The sequence below is a fragment of the Ureibacillus sp. MALMAid1270 genome (assembly GCF_049202975.1).
Taxonomy (GTDB): Bacteria; Bacillota; Bacilli; order Bacillales_A; family Planococcaceae; genus Ureibacillus.
Genome location: NZ_JBMIRP010000095.1, coordinates 193,942 through 212,258 on the forward strand (window position 1 = coordinate 193,942; position 18,317 = coordinate 212,258).

16 protein-coding genes are annotated in these 18,317 nt (G+C 34.3%); 12 read left to right on the plus strand and 4 right to left on the minus strand.

The annotated features are described in order from the left end of the window. Nucleotides 1–73 precede the first annotated feature (73 nt). From ACOQFO_RS14625 to ACOQFO_RS14665, 9 genes are all read left to right on the plus strand, one after another. A complete protein-coding gene (locus ACOQFO_RS14625; RefSeq protein WP_421690398.1) occupies nt 74–1,345 on the plus strand; it encodes an ABC transporter substrate-binding protein in 1,272 nt (423 codons plus the stop codon). Between the two features lie 210 nt (nt 1,346–1,555). Continuing rightward, complete coding sequence (locus ACOQFO_RS14630; protein WP_421690399.1) at nt 1,556–2,329, plus strand: ABC transporter ATP-binding protein; 774 nt, start codon at nt 1,556–1,558, stop codon at nt 2,327–2,329. Next, nucleotides 2,307–3,014: an ABC transporter ATP-binding protein gene (locus ACOQFO_RS14635; protein ID WP_421690400.1), complete on the plus strand. Its 708-nt coding sequence runs from the start codon at nt 2,307–2,309 to the stop codon at nt 3,012–3,014. Before ACOQFO_RS14630 ends, ACOQFO_RS14635 begins: the two co-directional genes overlap by 23 nt. 12 nt (nt 3,015–3,026) lie before the next feature. Then, a complete protein-coding gene (locus ACOQFO_RS14640) occupies nt 3,027–3,890 on the plus strand; it encodes a branched-chain amino acid ABC transporter permease (protein WP_421690401.1) in 864 nt (287 codons plus the stop codon). A 4-nt stretch (nt 3,891–3,894) separates the two neighbouring features. Further along, on the plus strand, nt 3,895–4,914 hold the full coding sequence (locus ACOQFO_RS14645) for a branched-chain amino acid ABC transporter permease (protein WP_421690402.1): 1,020 nt from the start codon (nt 3,895–3,897) through the stop codon (nt 4,912–4,914). Then, nucleotides 4,911–5,921: a 3-oxoacyl-ACP synthase gene (locus ACOQFO_RS14650; protein WP_421690403.1), complete on the plus strand. Its 1,011-nt coding sequence runs from the start codon at nt 4,911–4,913 to the stop codon at nt 5,919–5,921. The genes ACOQFO_RS14645 and ACOQFO_RS14650 overlap by 4 nt, the downstream gene beginning before the upstream one ends. 12 nt (nt 5,922–5,933) lie before the next feature. Further along, nucleotides 5,934–6,830, plus strand: a complete 897-nt coding sequence (locus tag ACOQFO_RS14655; protein WP_421690404.1) for an alpha/beta fold hydrolase — start codon at nt 5,934–5,936, stop codon at nt 6,828–6,830. A 13-nt stretch (nt 6,831–6,843) separates the two neighbouring features. After that, nucleotides 6,844–7,584: a 3-oxoacyl-ACP reductase FabG gene (gene fabG / locus ACOQFO_RS14660; RefSeq protein ID WP_421690405.1), complete on the plus strand. Its 741-nt coding sequence runs from the start codon at nt 6,844–6,846 to the stop codon at nt 7,582–7,584. 15 nt (nt 7,585–7,599) lie between these two features. After that, entirely contained in the window at nt 7,600–9,084 is a 1,485-nt protein-coding gene (locus ACOQFO_RS14665) for a class I adenylate-forming enzyme family protein (protein WP_421690406.1), read from the plus strand. Nucleotides 9,085–9,166: 82 nt separating this feature from the next. Here ACOQFO_RS14665 and ACOQFO_RS14670 read toward each other — a convergent pair whose 3' ends face one another. From ACOQFO_RS14670 to ACOQFO_RS14685, 4 genes are all read right to left on the minus strand, one after another. Beyond that, nucleotides 9,167–10,870 carry a b(o/a)3-type cytochrome-c oxidase subunit 1 gene (locus tag ACOQFO_RS14670; protein ID WP_421690407.1) on the minus strand — a complete coding sequence of 568 codons (1,704 nt, stop codon included), beginning with the start codon at nt 10,868–10,870 and terminating at the stop codon, nt 9,167–9,169. Nucleotide 10,871: 1 nt separating this feature from the next. Continuing rightward, complete coding sequence (locus ACOQFO_RS14675) at nt 10,872–11,348, minus strand: cytochrome c oxidase subunit II (RefSeq protein ID WP_421690408.1); 477 nt, start codon at nt 11,346–11,348, stop codon at nt 10,872–10,874. A 34-nt stretch (nt 11,349–11,382) separates the two neighbouring features. Then, nucleotides 11,383–11,514, minus strand: a complete 132-nt coding sequence (locus tag ACOQFO_RS14680; RefSeq protein ID WP_421690409.1) for a hypothetical protein — start codon at nt 11,512–11,514, stop codon at nt 11,383–11,385. A gap of 225 nt (nt 11,515–11,739) precedes the next feature. Further along, the gene (locus ACOQFO_RS14685; protein ID WP_421690410.1) at nt 11,740–12,198 is read right to left on the minus strand and encodes a chemotaxis protein CheX; all 459 of its coding nucleotides are present in this window, start codon (nt 12,196–12,198) and stop codon (nt 11,740–11,742) included. A 336-nt stretch (nt 12,199–12,534) separates the two neighbouring features. Between ACOQFO_RS14685 and ACOQFO_RS14690 the strand changes: the two genes are divergently transcribed. The 3 genes from ACOQFO_RS14690 to ACOQFO_RS14700 all read left to right on the plus strand — a co-directional run bounded on the left by ACOQFO_RS14690 (nt 12,535) and on the right by ACOQFO_RS14700 (nt 18,085). Further along, the gene (locus ACOQFO_RS14690; protein ID WP_421690411.1) at nt 12,535–16,155 is read left to right on the plus strand and encodes a dynamin family protein; all 3,621 of its coding nucleotides are present in this window, start codon (nt 12,535–12,537) and stop codon (nt 16,153–16,155) included. A gap of 2 nt (nt 16,156–16,157) precedes the next feature. Continuing rightward, a complete protein-coding gene (locus ACOQFO_RS14695) occupies nt 16,158–16,967 on the plus strand; it encodes a sulfurtransferase (RefSeq protein ID WP_421690412.1) in 810 nt (269 codons plus the stop codon). A gap of 161 nt (nt 16,968–17,128) precedes the next feature. After that, on the plus strand, nt 17,129–18,085 hold the full coding sequence (locus tag ACOQFO_RS14700) for a stalk domain-containing protein (protein ID WP_421690413.1): 957 nt from the start codon (nt 17,129–17,131) through the stop codon (nt 18,083–18,085). The last annotated feature ends 232 nt before the right edge of the window (nt 18,086–18,317 follow it).

Genomic DNA, 18,317 nt, shown 5'->3' on the forward strand with positions numbered 1-18,317 from the left:
ATTTGTAACTAGGGTAGGTTATTTTATATTCAAAGCAAATGAAAGCGCTTTAAAACACAAAGGGGGTTATCTCATGAAAAAGTTATGGTATCTGTTTATGATGGCATTTCTAATTGTCATCCTTGCAGCTTGTGGTGGTGAACAGTCATCTACTAATACACCAAACACTTCTACTGATCCGGGGAAAGAAACATCAGAAGAAACTGAAGAGACAGAAAAAGAAACAACTGAATCTGGCGGCACTATTAAAATCGGTGTTCTAGCTTCATTAACTGGTGCTCTTGAGTCTTATGGAAAACAAACACAAAAAGGATTTGAATTAGGTCTTGAGTATGCAACTGGGGGAACAATGGAAGTTGCAGGTAAAAAGATCGAGGTAATTTATGAAGATACTGAAACAAAACCAGAAGTAGCAGTGCAAAAAGCTACGAAACTATTAGAAGATGATCAAGTTGATTTCTTAGTTGGATCATCAAGTTCTGGTGACACTTTAGCTGTTCTTCCATTAGCTGAAGAGTATGAAACAATTATGGTTGTAGAGCCTGCAGTAGCTGATAGTATTACAGGTTCTGAGTTTAATGAATTTATCTTTAGAACAGCTCGTAACTCTTCACAAGATGCATATGCTGCGGCTGCTGCAATCGCTGGTGAAGGTGTAAAAATTGCAACATTTGCTCCTGACTATTCATTTGGTTGGGATGGAGTAGCAGCTTTCAAAACTGCTGCATTAGAATTAGGTGCTGAAATTGTTGCTGAAGAATATGCTCCTGCAGATGCAACTGACTTCACTTCTAACTTACAAAAAATTATTGATGCAAAACCAGATTATCTATTTGTTGTTTGGGCTGGTGCAAACTCGCCTTGGGGACAAATTTCTGACATGAAGCTTCAAGAAAATGGTATTAAAATTTCAACAGGTGCACCTGATATTCCAGCTTTAATGACTATGGGTCAATTAGTTGGTATGGAAGGATTCTCTGTATACTATCATACTCTTCCAAACAACCCAATTAATGATTGGTTAGTAGAAGAGCATAAAAAACGTCACAATGGTGAAGTTCCTGACTTATTTACACCAGGTGGATTTGCAGCTGCAATGGCTATTGTAACTGCATTAGAAAAATCAGGTGGAGATGCTGATGGAAATAATTTAATTCCTATTATGGAAGGTATGTCATTTGAAACGCCAAAAGGAACTATGACATTCCGTGAAGAAGACCACCAAGCATTACAACCACTTTACTCAGTTCGATTAGAAGAAGTGGAAGGATTCGATTACCCAGTACCGGTTCTAATTCGTGAGCTTTCACCTGAAGAAACTGAACCACCAATTATGAACAACTAAGGGTTAATAATTGGAAACAGGCCAAATCATTATTTGGTCTGTTTCTCTTAAAATCTATTAGTGGATTCATTTAAAGAATATCAATTCATGGAGTATGAACCATATGGAGCTGCAAATGCTAGCTCTTTTAACGCTTCAATAGGTGATTGAGCGTCTTTTGCAAGCATTTCGTATTAATAGGTTTTAAGAGAAGCAGATAGGAGGAGAAAAATGGAACCAATTATTCGTACAGAAAATTTAAGTATTAGTTTTGGTGGCCATAAAGCCGTCGACGGGATAAATTTTGAAATGCCAGAAAAACATTTTAAATCGATTATCGGTCCTAATGGTGCTGGTAAGACTACTTTTTTCAATTTAATAAGTGGGGAATTAAAAAATACGGAAGGTGACGTATTTTTTAAAGGAAAATCGATTAATAACCTTTCATCTGTTGAACGAACAAGAATTGGGTTAGGGAGATCATTTCAAATTACAAATGTATTTCCTAATTTAACAGTATTAGAGAATGTTCGTCTTGCAGTACAGTCTAAAGAAAAAATTCGATTTAATCCTTTTAAACACTATTTACAATATAAAAATATTACTGAAGAAGCGTTTTCTATATTAGAACAAGTACTGTTATCCAATAAAGCCCATCACATTGCAAGTCAATTAGCTCATGGAGAAAAAAGGAAATTAGAAATTGCGATGTTACTAGCACTTGATACAGAAGTGTTATTACTAGATGAACCAACAGCAGGAATGTCTTTAGAAGAAGTTCCAGCAATTCTTGATGTTATTAAATCGATCAAGAATAGAGGAGATAAGACGATTCTATTAATTGAACACAAGATGGATATGATTTTAGATTTATCAGATTCAATTATGGTACTTTTCAACGGAAAACTTCTAGCTGATGGAACACCAACTGAAATTATGAATAATTCAACAGTTCAAAATGCTTATTTAGGGGGTCACTACGATGGAGAGCTTATTGAAACTTGATAATGTCAATACACATATAGGCCAGTACCACATACTTCAAGGTGTTCATTTTGAAGCTAAAGTAGGGGAAGTATCTGTTCTACTAGGTAGAAATGGTGCAGGAAAAACAACAACATTAAAAACAATTATTGGGTTAACACCTGCAACAGGTGGTTCCGTTACATTCATAAATCAGGACATTACGAAAAAGCCAACTTATGATATTGCCAATCTTGGAATCGGATATGTACCTGAAGACCAAGGAATCTTTGCTCAATTAACCGTTGAAGAAAATATTAAAGTTGCTATGAGAAAAGAAACAGATGAGAGTAAAGAAAAATTAGATTACGTTTTAGAACTTTTTCCAGACTTAAAAAAGTTTTGGAAAAAAGCCGGTGGAAATTTATCTGGTGGACAAAAACAAATGCTTGCAATGGCAAGAGCTTTTGTTAATGATAGTAAGCTTCTATTAATCGATGAACCTTCTAAGGGTCTTGCACCAATCGTTATTGAAAAAGTAATGGAAGCCATTATGGAGATGAAAAAACGTACAACAATTGTACTGGTAGAACAAAATTTCTATATGGCTAGTAAAATTGGTGATTCCTTTACTTTAATTGATGATGGAAGAACTGTTCATCATGGCGATATGAAGGAACTAATTGAAGACGATGAAATGAAGCATAAATACTTAGGGATTGGCTAAGGGGGGAATTACATGGATTTATTTATTAGTTTAGTTATAAATGGTCTTGCAACAGGTATGTTAATTTTCCTACTTGCTGCTGGTTTAACACTTATATTTGGTCTTATGGATGTTCTAAATTTTGCCCATGGTGGATTATTCGTGTGGGGGGCATACGCGGGAATATTTAGTTATGCTTTCACAGGTAGCTTTATCGTAGGTATTATAGCGGCAATACTAACAGGACTTATCTTAGGTTTTGTAATGGAGAAGCTCATTATTACACCAGTTTATGGAAACCACGTGCAGCAAATTCTTATTACTTTAGGATTTATGCTCGTCCTTCAAGAGATGATCAAAGTATTCTTTGGTCCGAATGTTGTTGCGGTAAAGGTACCTGAACTTTTAGCAGGAAGTTGGCAAGTGGGAGATATTATTATCATTAAATATCGTATCTTCATTATTATCTTTGGATTCATTGTATTTGGTTTATTCCACTACATTTTAACACGTACGAAAATTGGTTTAATTGTTCGTGCTGGTGTTATGAATAAAGATATGGTGCAGGCACTTGGTATTAATATTAAAAGAATTTTCTTATTTGTCTTTATGACAGGGGCTGCTTTAGCGGCGGTTGCTGGGGTTTTAATGGCACCTTATTCAGGCTCGATTTATGCGGAACTTGGTATGGAATATGCGATTCTAGCATTTATCGTAGTAGTAATCGGGGGAATGGGTAGTTTCCAAGGGTCACTATTTGCAGCTATTTTAGTAGGTTTAGCAGGAAGTTTTATGGCTTACTATGTTCCATATTTATCACTAGCAGTAAATATGATTATCATGGCTATTGTTTTAATATTCCGTCCTCAAGGATTGTTTACGGCGGCGAAGGGGTGAGAAGATGAACAAACCAATTTTACTTTCTAGATCAAATATTATTTTATTTATTATATTCCTATCCCTGATTGCATTTCCATTTGTATTGGACTCTCGTACATTAACCATTTTAGTTACTCAAATATTAATTTTCGGTATTTTAGCTATGAGTTATGATATTTTGCTAGGTTATACAGGCATAGTATCTTTTGGCCATGCAATGTTCTTCGGGATTGGTGCATATTGTACTGCCATAATGTTAAAAGATTTTGATTCAACGATTGGAATATTCATCGCATCAATTATCGTTGGAATGTTAATAGCTGCAGTTCTAAGCTTTATTGTAGGATTGCTAACTTTACGTTTAAAAAGTCACTTCTTTGCAATGTTAACAATGGCAATTTCGGGATTATTATTAGTCGTTGCTGAAAAGTGGCGTGATGTAACAAAAGGTAATGATGGTTTCACATTTAAAGCACCAGATGTATTTAAAGATCGTGTCGTATTTTACCTTGTAGTATTGGCTCTATTAGTTTTAGTCTTTATTGCCTTAAAACGATTTGTTAGTTCACCTTTAGGACGTGTACTCATTGCCGTTCGTGAAAATGAACAAAGAACAAAATCATTAGGATTTAAAACACTCTATTATAAAGTGATTGCTTCTATCGTAGCAGGTGTAATCGCAAGTTTAGCAGGTTCGCTTTATGCTGTTTCACTACGATTTGTTAATACAAGTGTTTTAACAATGGAAATCACCTTGGATGCATTATTAATGACGATTATAGGTGGAGTTGGTACATTAATTGGTCCACTAGTAGGATCGGTTGTAATTGAATCAGCTCAACACTATTTATCGGGATTAGCTAGAGATTTTCCTATCTTTGAAAGATGGATTATTTTCTTCGGTATCATCTATATTTTAGCGGTTATCTTCTTCCCTAAAGGAATTGTTGGTACTCTTCAAACGAAGTATTTTCAATGGAAAACAAAGAAAAGCAAATTAAATGTCGTTCCACTTTCAAAAAATAAGGAGAATTCGAAATGAATGTAGGGATTATCGGAATCGGGTTATATTTACCAACAGAAAGAATGACAGGGGAAGAAATCGCAAACATAGCAGATATACCTGTTCATATTGTGAAGTCTAAGATGGGTATAAACGAAAAAGTAATTGCTGGTAAAGATGATCATACCGTTCAAATGGGAATACGTGCAGCAAAAGAAACGATTCAAAATGCCAATATTGATCCAAAAGAGATTGATGTAATCATATATATTGGCGAAGAACATAAAGAATATCCATTGTGGACTGCGGCTATTAAAATCCAGGAAGAAGTAGGTGCCATGAATGCATGGGCATTTGATGCTCAGCTACGTTGTGGAACGACTATCATGGCAATGAAGTTAGCGAAAAGCTTAATGTTATCAGATGAAAATATTAAGACTGTTCTTCTAGCTGGCGGTTACCGTAATCATGATTTCATTGATTATAAGAATGAAAGAACGAGATTTATGTTTAATTTAGGTGCTGGTGGTGGTGCACTTATTCTTCGAAAAGATGTGAAAGAAAACATTGTATATGAAAGTGAAATTATTACAGATGGGTCTTTTTCTGAAGATGTATTAGTACCAGTTGGCGGAACGAAAGAACCTTTAACAAATGAGCATTTAGAAAAAGGGTTGTATCGCTTAGATGTTTTAGATCCTGAAGGGATGAAGAGTAGACTTGAACAAAAGTCGTTAGATAATTTTATCAAGGTTATTCGAAATTCGATTATTAAAAGTGGTTTTAATGAGAGTGATTTATCTTATATCGGAATGCTCCACGTGAAAAAATCTGCTCATGACTATGTGTTAAAAGCATTTAACTTAGATGAAGATCATTCAATCTATTTATCTGATTATGGACATATTGGTCAAATCGATCAAATTTTATCTCTTAAACTAGCACTAGAAAAAGGGAAAATTAAAGATGGCGATGTAATTACTTTAGTAAGTGCTGGTATTGGTTATGCATGGGGTGCAATTACAATACGATGGGGAAAAGAATAGGAGTGGGATGAAATGAAAGTGATCGAACAATTAAAAGAAGTGACTTTACCAAATGGTGAAACATTAACTTATCGCATGAGACCAGGTGGTGAAAAACTTGTTCTATTTATTCACGGGAATATGACTTCATCGAAACATTGGGACGTTTTAATGGAGGCATTTAGTGAAGAGTTCACAATCATTGCTCCAGATCAAAGAGGTTTTGGTGGCTCCACTTATAACAATAGAGCAAGTCATGTAAAAGATTTTAGCAATGATATTAAACTATTTGCAGATGCATTAAACTTGAAAAAATTCAGTTTAGTTGGTTGGTCTTTTGGTGGAACAGTCTGTATGCAATTTTGTGCTGATCATCCAGAATATTGCGAAAAGTTAGTGTTGCTAGCTTCAGGCTCCACACGTGGCTATCCACATTATAAGACAAATAGTGATGGTTCACCGGATTTGTCGAATCGATTTACTACAATTGAAGAAATTGAAAGTGATGCGATGAGAACTATTCCAATGCAGTCACTTTATGATGGGAAAAACAAAGACGGCTTAAAAATGGTGTGGAATGCTGCGATTTATACTCATAACCAACCAGATGAAGAAAAATACAACGAGTATGTTGAAGATATGATGACTCAAAGAAATTTAGCAGACATTTACCATGTTCTGAACACGTTTAATATTAGCCATGTTGACAATGTAGCTGCAAAGGGAACTGGCGAAGTAGATAAGATTAATATTCCAGTTTTAAATTTATATGGTGATCGAGATTTAGTTGTCCCATTCTTCATGACACAAGAAATTATTGATGATTTTGGTGATAAAGCAAAAAACGTACAACTTAAAGACTGTGGTCATTCACCATTAATTGATAATTTACACCAGTTAAAAACAGAAATTGAAAATTTTTTACAATAGGGGCGGTGATCTTTTGAGATTAAAAGATAAAGTAGCAATTATTACAGGTGGTGCCAATGGTATTGGTAAAGCTGCTGTTGAAGTATTTGTAAATGAAGGCGCAAAAGTTATCATTGCCGATTTTGCAGAGGAGCAGGGGAAACAATTAGAAAGTGAACTTCTTGAAAAAAATCATGATGTTCTTTTTGTTCAATTAAATGTTGCAAGCAAAGAAAGTGTTCAATCTATGGTTGATACTGTTCTATCAAGATATGGCAAGATTGATATATTAATCAATAACGCGGGTATTACAAAAGATGCCATGCTTGTTAAAATGACTGAAGAAGACTTTGACCGTGTATTGGACGTTAACTTAAAGGGTGTCTTCAATTGTACACAAACAGTTGTTCCACATATGGTCGCACAAGGTTATGGGAAAGTCATAAATACTTCATCTGTAAGTGGTGTATATGGAAATGTCGGTCAAACAAATTATGCTGCAACGAAAGCAGCTGTTGTTGGGATGACAAAAACATGGGCGAAGGAATTAGGTAGAAAAGGTATTAATGTAAATGCAGTCGCTCCTGGATTTACAAGAACATCAATGACAGAAAAGATGCCTGAAAAGGTATTGAGCTATATGGAGTCAATCATAAGCTTACAACGTTTAGGTGACCCAAAAGACATTGCAAATGCTTATTTATATTTAGCTTCAGATGAATCTAGTTATGTAAATGGGCACGTTTTACACGTTGATGGAGGAATTATGATGTGATTTGGGGTGTGTAATATGTTGAACGAGCAAACCTGGATATTAAATCGAGCAAAATTAACCCCTAAAAAAAGCGCGTTAATTGATATTCAGACAAAACGAACTTGGACTTATGAAGAACTAGCTTCTAACATATTAAATTGTTATAAGTCTTTTCATTCTTATGGACTTAAAAAAGGGGACCGGGTTGCGGTATTAGCTGAAAATTCGATTGATTTGTTCCCATTATTATTTGCATGCAGTTTAGGTGGATATATTTATGTCCCCCTAAACTTCCGATTAAGTGAAGAAGAACTCCGACATATTTTACTAGATTCAACACCGAGTGTACTTTTGACAGATAAGACTTATCAAGAGGTTGGAGATCGAATTTTTCCAGGTAACAAATCTATCATAAGTGAACTGATTAAAAGAAATGTAGAGTCAATCAGTCTTCTTGAACCAGCGAATTGTGACACTCAGGATCCTTGGCTAATGATTTATACTGGCGGTACTACGGGAAAACCAAAGGGAGTCGTTTTATCATTAGATGCAGTAAATTGGAATGCCATTAATACCATTTTAAGTTGGGGATTAGAAGAAGGTGATTGCACATTAAATTATATGCCTTTATTTCATACTGGTGGGATCAATGCTCTTTCAATTCCTATATTAATGGTTGGTGGGACAGTCGTCATTGGGAACAAGTTTAATCCTGAAGAAGCAATAAGGGCTCTTGATGACTATCAAACAACGATCTCTCTTTTTGTTCCAACAATGTATCAGGCCATGATCGAAACAGAATATTTCAATCAATCTAATTTCCCTTCAGTCAAACTTTTCCTTTCGGGAGGGGCACCTTGTCCTAAAACGATCTATCAACATTTTTTAAAGAAAGGATTAAAGTTTAAGGAAGGTTATGGATTAACTGAAGCAGGACCTAATAATTTTTATATACCTCCTGAAAATTCAGCTATCAAACATGGCTCCGTCGGAAAAAGTATGATGTTTAACTCTATCAAAATTGTGAATAAAAACGGTGAAATTTGTGAGCCTAATGAAGTAGGAGAGTTATATGTAACTGGTAAACATATGTTTTCATACTATTGGAATAATCCAGAGGAAACAAATAAAACAATTATTGATGGCTGGTTAAAAACAGGGGATTTGGCCAAAATGGATGAAGATGGGGATGTATATATTGTTGGGCGTTCTAAAGATATGATTATCACTGGTGGAGAAAATGTCTACCCTCAGGAAGTTGAACAATGTATCATCACACATCCAAATATAAAAGAAGTAGCTGTTGTTGGATTAAAAGATCCAAAATGGGGTGAAGTAGTTACGGCAGTAGTTGTAAGTGTTCAAAGTAGCGATACGTTATGTGATGAAATTAAATCATACTGTCGTAAGCAACTTGGTGCATATAAAGTGCCGAAAAAAGTATTTTTTACAAATGAATTACCAAAAACCTATGTTGGCAAAATTGATAAAAAGAAATTAGTAGAGATTTATGAACAATAAAAAGCCCTCCCAATCTAGTATGAGACTAGAAGGGAGGGTTTTCTACTAGGAAATGAATGGCTATTTAATTTTAAAGTATATATTATCGACCAATTAAGTGAGGATATCCAACTGATCCTAATGGAGCTCCATTAATCATTTCAAAAATTGGAACAGTATATGCGATTAGGATTAAAGCAGCTAGGATAATACCCCAAACTTTGAAGTTTTCTAAAATAGCAGGTGTTTTTGTTGCGCCTTCTGCAACTTCTCCAACTGGGAATTCTTGATCTCCTTTTGGAGCGTACCATAATAAATTAATGACAACACCAACGATAATAATAATTGCAACGAATAAAATCGTACCACCAACTGCTTGAGCAATTTGATAAGAAATCCATTCAGCAGCTTGTTCTGAACCACCATAAGTGGAATATTCAGAACGACGAGGTGCACCGAATAAACCAGCGATATGCATAGCACCAGACATGATAAGCATACCGATTGCCCATAAAATACCAGCAGTATTAGCCATATGGTTAATTCTTTGTGTTAATTTACGTCCAGTTAAGTGTGGAATTAACCAGAAAGCTGCACCAAAGTAAGTTAATACTACAGTTGTTGCTATAGTTAAGTGGAAGTGACCTGTAACCCAAATTGTGTTATGAATTAATTGGTTCATTTGGTAGGAAGCGTTTACAATACCACCAGCTCCACCAGGGATGAAAGCAACCATACCGATAAATGGTAATAAGAAACGGCAATCGTTCCAAGGTAAGTTTTTAAACCAACCGAAAATACCTTTTTTACCAAGTTCGCGTCCTCTCATTTCAAATGTAGCGAACATAGAGAAAGCAGTCATTAATGATGGAACAACAACAAATAGAGTTAATACTACTTGTAAGAATTTCCAGAATGCGTCAATACCTGGCTCTACTAATTGGTGGTGAATACCAACTGGAATAGATAGTAATAAGAACAAGATAAACGATAGACGAGCTAGTGCATCTGAGAAAATTTTACCACCGATAATTTTGGGAATTACTACGTACCAAATCATGTAAGCTGGTAATAACCAGAAATAAACTAATGCATGACCAAAATACCAGAATAGAGTACGAGATAATAATACGTCAACACGTTCTACAAAACCTAATGACCAAGGGATTAATTGTAATAATACTTCAGCAGCTACTCCTAATGTACAAACAAACCACATTAAGTTGTTAATAACAACCATGAATGATAATAGAGGAGTCGTTTGTCCTTTATGTTCTTTACGCCATTGAACGAAACGTATTCCTTGAGCTAAAGATAAAATCCAAGATCCTACGATAACTAGTGCTAACCCCGCATAATAAATCCAGTGTGCTTGAAGTGGAGCATAGAATGTATAAAGTACAGAAGCTTCATTTAACAGTACCATTACTGCAGCAGCTGCAGTACCAATTGTCATAATCCAAAAACCAATCCAACCAAGTTTACGTTGGCCGTTAGATAAAGCACCACAAGTACGACTTATTGCAGCAGTTTGGAAGCCCATAATAAAGAATGTTGTTAGAACTAAACCTAATAAAACACCGTGAACAGTTAAAACTTGATAATAACCTATACCCCAAGGTAATTGGAATTTACCAGAACGCACTAATACTTGAAGTAATCCACAAAGTCCACCAATGAATAATGCGATAAATGCGACATAAAGATTAGCTAGTGCGAGTTTTGCGTCTTTGCGGTTTACTTTTGTAACCGCTTCCTTAGAATTTGTGGATTTAAAAACTTTTGTTTCTTTAATTGCAGTTGTCATCTTACTCCACCACCTTTAAAGTTGAATACATCATTGCGTGACCAACACCACAGTATTCGTTACAAACGATTGTATATTCGCCAACTTTATCAACTGTAGTGATATATTCAGATACATAACCAGGCTCTAACATCATATTGATATTTGTTTCTGCAACCTGGAATCCATGAATAACGTCTTTAGTTGTAGCAATGAATCTTACTTTTGATCCGACAGGAATTTCAATTTCCATTGGGTTATAGTTAAATGCCGAAGCAACTAAAACTACTTCATAATCCCAATCCTTACCTTCAACTTTGTGAACACCAGGATTGTCGAAAGGTGCAATAGTATCCACTTCTTCGTAATTAATCGTCCATTTTGAATTGTTTGGATGAGTACTGCCGTGAACAGCGCTCACACCCACGATTGCAAGAAAAGCAACTAGCATTGCTGTACCGAATGATAGCCACCACTTTTCATATTTATGTAAGTGCATGTTTTTTTCCCCCTCTTAAATAAAGGATTTTAAATTAGAATCGATCAAGAAATAAGTTAAAGCAAAGTGCCCAAACGATGATAATAAAGAACCCTAACCCGAAAGTCATATAAAGAGTTCCTTTTAAATTATCCTCTGAATGTTTTTTATTGTTATTACCAGCCATTGTCTCTCCCTCCTAGTTAATCAGAATGGTAATCTACGCATTTATCTTATTAAAATTTCTTTTTCCGAGATGTGATAAAAATCACACTTACGTATTGGAATTGTGAAATAAGTGTGAAAGTAAAAAAGGAAATAATTACAAAAGGGCTGTTAGGAAAATTCTTTTCCTAATAGCCCTTAATGTGCTTTATTTGTTGAATTTTGTTAACACCACAGCGAAGAATTTTTAATCTTCATCATCAATTGTAAATAAAATCGTTAGCTCTCCAACTCCATCAATCGTTACAGGTAAATGGCAAGCTTTCTCGAATCCATATAGTTTTGTATTACCTACCATTACTGTTGGTGGGGTAATATCGATATTAATATTTTGAGAACCAACATATGTACATATGTTACCGGCTAACATATTACCAAACTCACCAGTAAACGATTCTAATATTTCCCCTTCAATTGGCATGCCGAACATATTAGCAGCTAATTGGCTAAAACTTGTTTGAAGACCATCAATAATTATTCTTCCTCGTATATCTCCTATAAAGCCGATCAATACGCCAATTTCTTGCTGGTTATAAGGTTCATTCATAAAAAAAGATGGATGAATGTTCATATTTAATGGAATGATTGTTCGTATGGCATTGCTGGTTCCATCTAATATTAATTGATTGTGAATTGAATTTTTCATTTAAGCTGCACCTTTCACCGTTTTGTTCTATAAAATAGTCAAAAATTTAAATGTAACGTTATGTGTTTAATGATTAAGCGCTTTTGTGTTATTTTATTATAACTTGAAAAGATAGAATAGTATGTGTATTTTTAGTAAAAATTGTCGGTTTTTGTGTAATTGTTTTTATTAACCATTTTTGTATCGTATTATTTCCTATAAAAAAACCAAACTTTTTCTTATAAAAAGTTAATAATTAAACTTTTCTATTATTTTTTAAATAGCAGGCGATTTTCATTTAATTTCATGATAGTATATAATGATTGTGACAAATTTAAGACAAAGGGGTATTAGTCAATGAGTTCGTTTGATGAAAAATTACAGCAACTATTTTCACAAACTGCTGTGCAATACATAGTGTATAAAAAAAATGACGATACAGCTCGTATGGAGAAACTGCAATTATTTGCACGAAAATTATTAAAAAAAGAATATACAATCGCCTTCGCTGGACATTTTTCTGCAGGAAAATCGAGCATGATTAATGCACTTTCTGGTGAAGATATTTTGGCAGCTAGTCCGATCCCAACTTCTGCTAATATCGTAAAAGTGCATAAATCTGACGAGGATTATGCCATTATTTATATGCACCATGAACAACCTATTAAATTTGAAGCAGGATATGACTTTAAAACTGTAAAAGAGTTAAGTAAAAATGGTGAGCTAGTATCCCTAATTGAAATTGGACATCATGATTCTACTTTACCGCCTGGTGTTACTGTAATGGATACACCTGGTGTTGATTCTACTGACGACGCACATGCAATGTCTACGGAATCCGCATTACATATAGCAGATATCGTATTTTATACAATGGACTATAACCATGTCCAATCTGAGTTAAATTTCCAATTTACAAAACAATTATTAAAATATAATCCAAATCTTTATCTTATCGTGAACCAAATCGATAAACATAAAGAAAATGAATTATCTTTTGAAGAATATAAGCAATCAGTTTATCAGTCATTTGCAGCATGGGGTGTTGAGCCGAAAGGAATTTTCTTCACTTCATTAAAGCAATTAGATCATCCACATAATGATTTTTCAACTGTTAAGAAAATTGTTGCTGATTCTATGAACAACTGGCAAGAACAACTGCTTTTAGCAGCTGAAAGTACATTAAAGAAGATGCATGACGAGCATATCAACTATTTAAATGAAGAAAAAGTTCAATTACTTGATGGATATGATGAAATTCTCTCAGAAGATGAATGGGAAAATCGACAAGATTTACTAGAACAATATGAAAAACTGAAACTACAAACGGAGTTATTTTCATTTGAAAACTGGAATGACACATTTAAAGAAAATAGAAAAGAACTTTTAGACAATGCTGCGATTATTCCAGCTGATTTCAGAGATAAACTACGCTCTTATTTAGAAAGTCAGCAACCAGGATTCAAAGTTGGCGGATTATTCTCTGCGAAGAAAAAAACAGAAGAAGAAAAAATTCGCCGTAAGAACGATGTTTATGAACAATATAAATCGATTGTTCAATCTCAAATCATTGGTCATTTGAAAGCATTAATGAAGCAATCTTTAAAAGATGTTGGTGCATTGACAGAACAAGCAGCACAACAAATTGATGCGATTGAATTTTCTTTACCATTCTCACTAATAGAAGACCAAATCCATCAAGGAGCACTGATTACCGGAGATGCTGTCTTGAACTTTGCGAATCGGGTAGCTGAAGGGACAAAACGATATTTTGTTCAGGAAACAGAGAACTGGAAAGATAATCAAAAAGAAGTGTTAATCGAGGTTGCTCAAAATGCAGAAGCACCTGTTTCAGATAAATTAAACACACTTTCAAAGAAAGTTTCTGCTATTGAAAGTATTTTAGATATGGATCGTCGCAAACAATTTGCGGAGAAACAAATGAAACAAGTAAATAAAGAAACAAGAGACGAAGCCAATAAACAAAGTAACAAATGGAAAAAAGAGTTAGAACAAGACTTAAGTGAAATCCGTTTATTTGATCCATCTATGTTGAATCAAAGTAAAAACGAAGTAGAGAATTTTGAGGATCTTTCGAATCATACAGTAGTAGAGAAAATGAATGGAGAAGAAGTGATACATGCTGCGATTAGAACTGCTAATGCAGTAGGAAAAATCAACGGATTTGAAGAAGTATCAAGCTTCTTAAAGAAAAAGGTAGAACGTCTTAAACAACAAGATTTTACAATAGCCCTTTTTGGTGCATTTAGTGCAGGTAAGTCTAGTTTTTCAAATGCATTATTAGGAGCTAAAGTATTACCGGTTTCACCGAATCCTACAACTGCAACGATCAATAAAATTCGCCCTGTAACTCTTGAACATCCACATGAGACAGCTGATGTACAGTTAAAAACAGCAGATCAATTACTAGATGATATACGAAACGCTTATGAATCTATCGGGCTAAACATTTCATCATTAGAGGAAGCTTACGATCGAGCTGAAGAAGGCTTAAATGTAAAGTTAACCGATGAACGATTAAATGTTCATAAATCATTTATTCGAGCTTATGCGAAGGGCTATTCGACTTTTAAGAGTCAGTTAGGACAAAAAGTCCGTGTAAACCGTGCTGATTTTGAATTATTTGTTGCAGAAGAAAGTCGTTCTTGCTTTGTAGATAATATTGATTTTTACTATGACTGTCCATTAACTCGTATGGGCGTTACACTTGTAGACACGCCAGGTGCTGATTCGATCAATGCAAGACATACTGGGGTAGCTTTCGATTACATTCGTAACGCGGATGCCATTTTATTTATTACTTATTATAATCATGCATTCGCAAAAGCAGATCGTGAGTTTTTAATTCAATTAGGTCGTGTAAAAGATGCCTTCGAATTAGACAAAATGTTCTTTATCGTAAATGCAATTGACTTAGCAGCTACAAAAGATGAAGAAGAAGACGTAAAAGATTATGTAAGAAATGAATTACAACGTTTTGGAATTCGATTCCCTAAAATTTTCGGTGTTTCAAGTTTAAATGCATTGCGTGAAAAAGTGGAAAATAGTGATTACCAATCTGGTATGAAGCCATTTGAAGAATCCTTCTATCAATTCTTGAAAGAAGATTTAACATCTATTGCAATTCAAGCTTTAAATGAAGAAGTGGAAAAGACTCACCAGAGATTATATTCTTTAATTACACAAACGGAAGAAAATCTACTTAGAAAAGATGAGCGTCTTGCTGAACTTAGTCAGCTAGAAGACAAAATTAGGAAAATTTATGCTACTGTTTCAACAACAATGCTTGAAAGTGATGTTAAACAAGAATTAGATGAGCTTTTATATTATGTGTTACAAAGGGTTTATTACCGATATCCAGATTTCTTTAGAGAAAGCTATAATCCTTCTACATTTGCTTCTAAACAAGCGCAAGTAGCACTAAAGCAGGCTTTAACTGAAACGTTAGATGCATTAAAATTCGACTTCTCACAAGAATTACGTGTAACGAATTTCCGTTTAGCGCAGTTTATACAAAAGAAAATTAAAGAACGATATAAAGAAGATGTCCGTACACTGAAAGAAATGAATAATAGTTTTTCGTTCATCGCATATGAGTCAAACGAACCAAACCTATTGGAATTCGTTGGACCGTTTAAACAATATGAAAAATATGAATCGGTAAAATCTTATTTTAAAAATACAAAATCTTTCTTTGAAAAGAATGAGAAAGAACAGCTGAGAGCAGCTTTAGAAGAATTAACTAAACCTGATGCTGAGAGTTATTTAAATGAAGAGAAACAAAATCTACTTTCTTGGGCTAATGGCTTTATTAAAGAAGAAGCAGAAAGACTTAGAGAACATATTTCACATGAAGCTATAGCACAAATTGAAACGGAACGATTATTACTACAAGAAGAAAGTCGATTATCAGCTTGGAAAGAAATCTATTCAGATTTACAAAAAGCGGGGGTATAAAAATGGGGAGAGTATTTGTTGACGCAAACGAAGTAAAAAAAGAGGGGCGTTTCATTGATACGCGATTTAATTTGCAAGATAAAACATGGGGACAAACAGTATTTAATGAAGGACATATCGAAGGTGCAGTTTATTGGGGTTTAGAAAGTGATTTGTCTGATATGTTAGGTAAAGAAGGTCGCCACCCAATGCCGACAAAAGAGCAATTAACAAATTTGTTTGAATCGGCAGGATTACAATTTGAAGATACTATCTATATTTACGATCAAGGTGCTGCACCATTTTCTGCTCGAGCATGGTGGATGTTAAAATACGCTAACTTCCCGAATGTTTATATTGTAAATGGTGGGATGATTGCTCTTACTGAAGTTGGATTTGGTGTGACAAGCGAGACTAAGACGTATCCGAAATCAACCCTTTCGATTCAGTGGAATGATAAGATTTATGCAAATCGAGACGATGTGAAGCAAATTGTTGATGGAAAAGAGCAGGCTACTTTACTTGATGCTCGCGCGGCAGTTCGTTATAAAGGGGAACACGAAACGATCGATGTAAAAGCTGGCCATATTCCGACAGCAAAAAACTTTGATTGGGAGCAACTGAAAGTCGATTCAAATTTAAGTGCCAATGAAGAGTTGCTTAATCGATTTAAAACTGATGATTCGATTGTCGTTTATTGTGGATCTGGAGTTACTGCTTCACCACTTTATGCTGTGCTAGCTGACTCAGGATATGAAAATATTCGACTTTATGTCGGAAGTTTCAGTGATTGGATTACACAATATGAAGTGGAAACAGGCGAAAATGAATAATTAATGTAGAGATAGGATTGGAGAAGGTGACTTTTCTAATCCTATTTTCTTTAGCAAATTAAGAAAACTAACCTGAAAAAACAAAAATATTTTCATTTTCAAGAAACTTTTTCCAATCATGGCCGACTAATGTTATGTACAGCTTGAAAGGAGAGAGAGAAATGAAGAAAAAATCATTATCTATTATTGCTAGTTCATTATTAGCAACTTCTATTATTGTGCCGACAGCTTCAGCTCAATATATAGAGGGTCAAGAGATTACAGAAACAGAGGGATTAGAATATCATACTCTAATTGTAGATGATAGCGGGTATGAAACAATCTCAGTTGAAGATCAAGTAGAATTTGAAAGGTTTATTCAAATTAGTGGAACGATCAGCAAAATTACAAAAGAAACGAGTGGTAATTACTTTGTAACTGTTGATGGGGAAGAACCATTCGGGTTTTATTTCGATGAAAAAACGACTATTTTAAACAATATAGGTGAAAAAGTGATATTGAAAGAAGGTATGGAATTTACTGCCTTTGTTGATGGGAATAAACCAATGATCATGATTTACCCTCCTCGATATTCACCAGAAGTAATCATTGCACAAACTGAGGAAGTAGGAACAGTTCAATTAGATCAATTTGACGATAAGTTCTTAAACAAAAACAAAGATTTAGTCATTAATGTTGATGAGAATACACCAATTACAAATTTATCTGGGGAAAAACTAACTGCAAAAGATATCGTAAATAAGGATGTTATTATTTTTTATGAGTTCGTGCTTGAAAGTTTCCCAATGCAAACTGGTCCATCAAAAGTAATTGTCTTAGAACCATCTAAAGAAAAAGTTGCGAAACAAATTGCAGAATATAACAATTTTGAAGTGAATGGAGTAAAAATGATTCCATTACGTTTAATTGCTGAGCAATTAGGCTATGAAGTAGACTTTACTGGTGATGGCGCATTCATTACAAAAGGGCCAGTTAGTTTTACAATTGCGATAGGGCAAAAAATGTATGGATACAACAAATCATTACGTTATTTTGAAGAAGCTCCAGTTGTTTCAGAAGAAGGCGCGACGTATGTATCATATGAGTTTTTAGAATTACTACTTGAACTAAATAAGTAAATGATGAAAATCTATGGGGTTATTCGCTCCATAGATTTTTTATGTGTTTTAAAATATGAACATTTTGTGAATTTCCATCTATGTCCTTATATTAACTCATCCGTGTAGATTGTGAAACTTTTCATATTTCATATAAAAAGTAAAACGTGTTTTTTTTCACAAAATAATAATATGTCTTATATATGTTTCGAATACATAATATATAACCTATTTAATATACTAAGATAATAAA